Origin of the sequence: Streptomyces sp. UH6 (assembly GCF_013421635.1) — a bacterium.
GTDB lineage: Bacteria > Actinomycetota > Actinomycetes > Streptomycetales > Streptomycetaceae > Streptomyces > Streptomyces abyssomicinicus.
In genome coordinates this window covers 1-2,282 of sequence record NZ_JACADT010000922.1, presented here as the reverse complement: position 1 = coordinate 2,282, position 2,282 = coordinate 1, and the positions used below count along the sequence as shown (strand labels likewise).

Sequence of the window (2,282 nt, the reverse complement as noted above, 5' to 3'; positions counted from 1 at the left end):
GCCCGCGGGCGCCCGGCGGCGCCGGTCGTGCGGGCGTCAGCCCGGGATCAAGCCGTCGTCGGACAGGAGGTCGCGGACCTCGTCGAGGGTGGCGTCCGGAGCCGGGAGGATCAGCTCGGACGGCTCCAGGGAGTCGTCCGGCAGCGGTTCCCCCAGCTCCCGGACCTTGTCGAGCAGGGCCTGCAGCGTCCGGCGGAAACCCGGGCCGTCACCCTGCTCCATCTCCGAGAGGAGTTCGTCGTCCAGGACGGAGAGTTCGGTCAGATGGCTGTCGGACAGCCGGACCTGGCCCTCGCCCATGATCCGCACGATCATCCCTGGCCTCCCTGAAGCCGTTCGGGGCTACTGCTCCTTGTGGAACCGAGGGGCTTCCCGCGACTGCGCCCGGTCCTCGCCCGACGCCTGCTGGCCGCCCTCGATGGCCTGCTGCTGCGCGGACGTCCCGCCCGACAGCTCGGCCTTCATCCGCTGCAGCTCCAGCTCCACATCCGTACCACCGGAGAGCCGGTCCAGCTCGGCCTGGATGTCGTCCTTGGCGAGCCCGGAGTGATCGTCCAGCGCGCCCGAGGCGAGCAGTTCGTCGATCGCGCCGGCCCGCGCCTGCAGCTGCGCCGTCTTGTCCTCGGCCCGCTGGATGGCCAGCCCGACGTCGCCCATCTCCTCGGAGATGCCGCTGAAGGCCTCGCCGATCCGGGTCTGCGCCTGGGCCGCCGTGTACGTGGCCTTGATGGTCTCCTTCCGGGTGCGGAAGGCGTCCACCTTCGCCTGGAGCCGCTGGGCCGCCAGGGTGAGCTTCTCCTCCTCGCCCTGGAGGGTGCTGTGCTGCGTCTCCAGGTCGGTCACCTGCTGCTGGAGCGCGGCACGCCGGCTCAGCGCCTCCCGGGCCAGGTCCTCACGGCCCAGCGCCAGCGCCTTGCGGCCCTGCTCCTCGAGCTTGCCCGACTGGGAGCGCAGCTGGTTCAGCTGGAGCTCCAGACGCTTGCGGGAGGTCGCCACGTCGGCGACCCCGCGACGCACCTTCTGCAGCAGCTCGAGCTGCTTCTGGTACGAGTAGTCGAGGGTTTCGCGAGGGTCCTCGGCCCGGTCCAGGGCCTTGTTCGCCTTCGCGCGGAAGATCATCCCCATACGCTTCATGACACCGCTCATGGGCTTCGCGCGCCCCCTTCTGACGACTTCCAGCTCCAGCTACTGCCGATACAACCCACGGTAAGGGCTGTGTCTCCATTACCGCACTGTCCGGTGGCCGATCCGGTCCTCCGCGAGGACGACCATGAACACGACCGATCCGGCCCAGGGAGGAGAACGGGTACCCGTTCTCCCACGGGTGAGGACGCGGGCCGTTGCGGGATCGTTCCCGCCGGGGCGGTGGTCCATGCCGACGGGCACCCCGTACCCTTGGGTTTTGTGTTCCGTAGCCGTGCCAACGACGAGAAGGCCAAGGACGCCGCGCAGTCGCCGGTGAGCCAGGCCAAGCAGCCCCGCGACCCGCAGGCCCCGAAGGGCAGGCCCACTCCCAAGCGGAGCGTGGCCCAGTCCCAGCGCCGTAGCGTCGCCAACACGCCGACCAACCGCAAGGAGGCGGCGAAGCGGCAGCGCGAGGAGCGCCGCGCCGCGCTGGAGCGCCAGCGCCAGGCGCTCGCCTCCGGCGACGAGCGGTACCTGCCGGTGCGCGACAAGGGCCCGGTCCGCCGGTTCGCCCGCGACTTCATCGACTCGCGCTGGTGCGTGGCGGAGTTCTTCCTCCCCATGGCCGTGATCATCCTGATCCTGACGGTCATCCAGAACCAGCGGGTCCAGTACCTCGGCATGCTGCTGTGGCTGGCCGTCATCGTGATGATCGTGCTCGACTCCGTCGTCACCGGCCTGCGCCTGCGCAAGCGGCTGGCCGAGAAGTTCCCGAACGACAACCGGCGCGGCGCCGTCGCCTACGCGCTGATGCGCTCGCTGCAGATGCGGCGTCTGCGGCTGCCCAAGCCCCAGGTCAAGCGCGGGGAGCGGCCCTGACCACCACCGGTTCCGACCGGGTGCCGCGGCAGACGGCGCCCTTCGACTCCGACGCGGCCCGCGCCTGGCTCGGCAAGGTGGGCGGGCTGCGTGACGTGGTGCGCCAGGAGCTGGTGGCACGCCAGCTCGACGAGCAGATCATCGGCCACTTCCCGGTCGGCCGGCGGCTGCGGGTGCTGGACGTCGGCATGGGCCAGGGCACCCAGGCGCTGCGCCTGGCGCGCGCCGGGCACCAGGTCACCGGCGTGGAACGCGACCCCACGATGATCGAGGCCGCG

General features: G+C 71.2%; 3 protein-coding genes and 1 pseudogene. 2 read left to right on the top strand and 2 right to left on the bottom strand.

Features of this window, described 5'->3' with window-relative positions; translation table 11 throughout:
• Positions 1 to 36: 36 nt before the first annotated feature.
• Both HW445_RS27595 and HW445_RS27590 read right to left on the bottom strand, forming a co-directional pair.
• Positions 37 to 315 (bottom strand): hypothetical protein, encoded by a 279-nt coding sequence (locus tag HW445_RS27595; protein ID WP_151772911.1) that lies wholly within the window; start codon positions 313 to 315, stop codon positions 37 to 39.
• A 27-nt stretch (positions 316 to 342) separates the two neighbouring features.
• Positions 343 to 1,146 (bottom strand): PspA/IM30 family protein, encoded by an 804-nt coding sequence (locus HW445_RS27590; RefSeq protein ID WP_180223587.1) that lies wholly within the window; start codon positions 1,144 to 1,146, stop codon positions 343 to 345.
• 124 nt (positions 1,147 to 1,270) lie between these two features.
• Here HW445_RS27590 and HW445_RS27585 point away from each other — a divergent pair.
• Positions 1,271 to 2,004: pseudogene (locus tag HW445_RS27585) on the top strand (DUF3043 domain-containing protein).
• A gap of 20 nt (positions 2,005 to 2,024) precedes the next feature.
• The coding region (locus HW445_RS27580; RefSeq protein WP_374939706.1) for a class I SAM-dependent methyltransferase at positions 2,025 to 2,282 on the top strand (258 nt) is incomplete at its 3' end.

Bases quoted from the DNA above. Each gene is read 5' to 3' on its own strand.
- HW445_RS27590 (WP_180223587.1), bottom strand. From the start codon at position 1,146: ATGAGCGGTGTCATGAAGCGTATGGGGATGATCTTCCGCGCGAAGGCG.
- HW445_RS27595 (WP_151772911.1), bottom strand. From the start codon at position 315: ATGATCGTGCGGATCATGGGCGAGGGCCAGGTCCGGCTGTCCGACAGC.